The 2,539-nt window shown below is 70.1% G+C and carries 2 protein-coding genes; both read right to left on the bottom strand.

All coding sequences use genetic code 11. The annotated features are described in order from the left end of the window. The coding region (locus tag ACTIFU_RS21230) for a hypothetical protein (RefSeq protein ID WP_439580319.1) at positions 1–500 on the bottom strand (500 nt) is incomplete at its 3' end. 162 nt (positions 501–662) lie between these two features. Next, on the bottom strand, positions 663–2,489 hold the full coding sequence (locus ACTIFU_RS21225; protein ID WP_439580318.1) for a hypothetical protein: 1,827 nt from the start codon (positions 2,487–2,489) through the stop codon (positions 663–665). Between the last annotated feature and the right edge of the window lie 50 nt (positions 2,490–2,539).

The following is a 2,539-nucleotide window of genomic DNA, read 5'->3' as shown; positions in this document are numbered from 1 at the left end:
TCGGTACAGAAGAAGCTCTCGCGCGCCAGGCCATTATGCGCATGCAGATTGTCGAGATAGCCCGTCATGTCGGTGGTGATGGGCTGGTCACGGGCCTGCGACGGCGCCGCCGAGGTCAACGCCGCGCCGGGAAGGCCCCTGAAGTTGTATGACCCGTAGCCGCCGACGGCCTCCTTCCGTTCGACCATCGCGGCCGCGAGGTCGGCGGCGAGGTGGCGCAGGTCCCAGTCGCCGTGGAAGCGCCAGACGTCCCATCGGTACTGATGGCCCGTTGTCCGGAACAGCGCGCGTTGCAGCCCGCCGCCGACCGCCTCGGCGATGTCGGGCACGCCGCCGACGTCGCCAAGCGTGATCGCGCCATGGGCGATCGAGGCGCTGCCGCCCGGGGTCTTGTTTCCCCTGCCGAGCTTCTGTCCGACTTTGATCAGGCCGTGCACGAAGAAATCACCGACGCTCGCGGTCTGTTTCGCGTGCTTGAGCAGCACGTCGCCGCGCTTCATCGCGACACCCTGATACTGGAATGCCGTCCCTGCCATGCACCCCTCCGACGCGGATGGCGATCGGTCGGAGTAAAGCAGAATCACCGCATCGGCACCACTCTGCCGTGCATTGCTGAGCCGGACATGCAATCGCAGGATGGGCCGCGTCCAGCGAGGCCGCCGTTACGCCATCGGCACTGCTGCGCCCTCGTCCAGCCGCCAGCGCACCGCCCGTTCCGGCTGGTAGACGCAGAACACCCCCGTGCGCAGGCTGTTGGCGAAGTGCCGGCCGAGCTCCGGATGCGCCGCCTCCACCCGCTTCACCGCGTGGCGGATGCGCCAGGTGACAGTGGTGCGCGCGCGCTCGGCCGCATCGCCGAGACGCCGTCCGCGGCCGCCGAGGCCGAGCGCCTTCGCCAGCATCTCCACCAGCCGGTCGAGTTCGGTGCGCGCGCGCTCGGCGCGGCCGGGATCGTTCATGTCCTCGGCCTCGGCGAGCTCCTCCTGGAGATCGCGGATGCGCGTCTTCACGGCGTGGCGTGCCGCATCATCCAGCACCGCCTCACCGCGATAGGCGTCGTCCCCGCGCTCGGCGAGGTCGAGGCAGTGCACCTCCTCGCCCGGGCGCTCCAGCAGACGCCGGATGTCGGCGAGGCCCTTGAGGTCGGGCAGGATGGCACGCCTTCCCTCGTACTCCGCCACCCAGCCGTCGCCCGCGCGCAGGAGCGCCGGACCCTCGGGTCCGCTCTCGTCGCCGAGGCTCGGCAGGATCGGCGGCTCGACCGGCTCGCCGAGACTGCGCAACCCCTCGCGCAGCAGCGCGACATCCTGCTCGCGCCGATACGGATTGATCGACAGCATCCACTGCACGGCCTCGCCCGGCGCGGGCTCGCGGTCGAAGGTGATGCGCTCGCGGAACGCCGCACGATAGGTCTCGAACAGACGCTGCGCCTCCGCACGCCGCCCGCCGAGTACATGTGCGATCGCCACAAAGGCCGGCGCATCGACGAACGGGACCCCGTCGACCCGCGCACCGAACGCGATCGCGGTCTCGATGTCGCCCGCATGCAGATGCGCGATCGCAGCGTAGATGTAGTAGACGTTCGGGTGGTACGGATTGAGCCGCATCGCCTTCGCGGCATGCGCGACGCCGACCTCCGGCCGGCCGAGCAGCGCCTCGCAATGGGCGATCTGGATCAGGAGGTCCGCGTCGTTCGGACAGAGTGCAAGCGCGCGGTCCAGGTACCAGGACGCCTGTTCGAACGCGCGGCGGAACAGCTGCACCTTGCCGATCACCAGGTGCAGCATGGCGTCGCGGTCATCAAGCTCCAGCGCGCGATGCGCATGCGCATAGGCGCGCTGCGCGTTCTCGTGGAACTGCTGCCAGAACACGCAGCTCCATTCGTTGAACCACGAGAGCGCAATCCCGCCATGGGCGCGCGCGTAGTGCGGATCGAGCGCGATCGCGCGCTCGAACAGTGCACGCGCCTGTTCGTCGGTGGCGAGTGTCGCCTCGCGCAGCAGCGTCAGCCCGCGCAGCGTGAGGGCATAGGCGGCGAGACTCTCCGTCGGTCGCCGCCGCGCCTCAGCGAGCGCGCTCTCCTCGATCCGCGCGTTCAGCGTCGCGGCGATCCGCGCGACGATCTCGTCCTGGAGCGTGAACACCTCCTCCGCCGCTACGACGAATCGCTCGCTCCAGATCTGGGTTCCGTCCGCGCAGGTGCTGAGGCTTGCGCTCAGCTGCAGCCGCCCGTCCGCTCGGCGCAGGCGCCCACGCAGGACGTGCGTTGCACCGAGGCGGGCGCGCACGTGATCGTCCGCGAGGCCCCCGGCGGCGAGCGTGGACATCCACGAGATGACGGAAAGCCCGCGGAACCGAGTCAGCTCGGCGCAGAGGTCCTCGTGCAGCCCCTGGGCGAGCAGCGCGTCCTCCGCGCTGGCACCGAGACTCTCCACGGGCAGCACCGCCAGCACCGGCCCGTCGCGGTGGGCCGCGCCCGCGGTCTCCATTCCATGCACGCTCATGGGGCACTAGCGTCTAGTCGAAGCGTGGCCGTGAG

It is taken from the genome of Elioraea sp., assembly GCF_051860475.1.
Lineage (GTDB): Bacteria > Pseudomonadota > Alphaproteobacteria > Acetobacterales > Acetobacteraceae > Elioraea.
The sequence above is the reverse complement of the archived record's forward strand: the minus strand, read 5'-3'. Positions and strand labels throughout refer to the sequence as shown.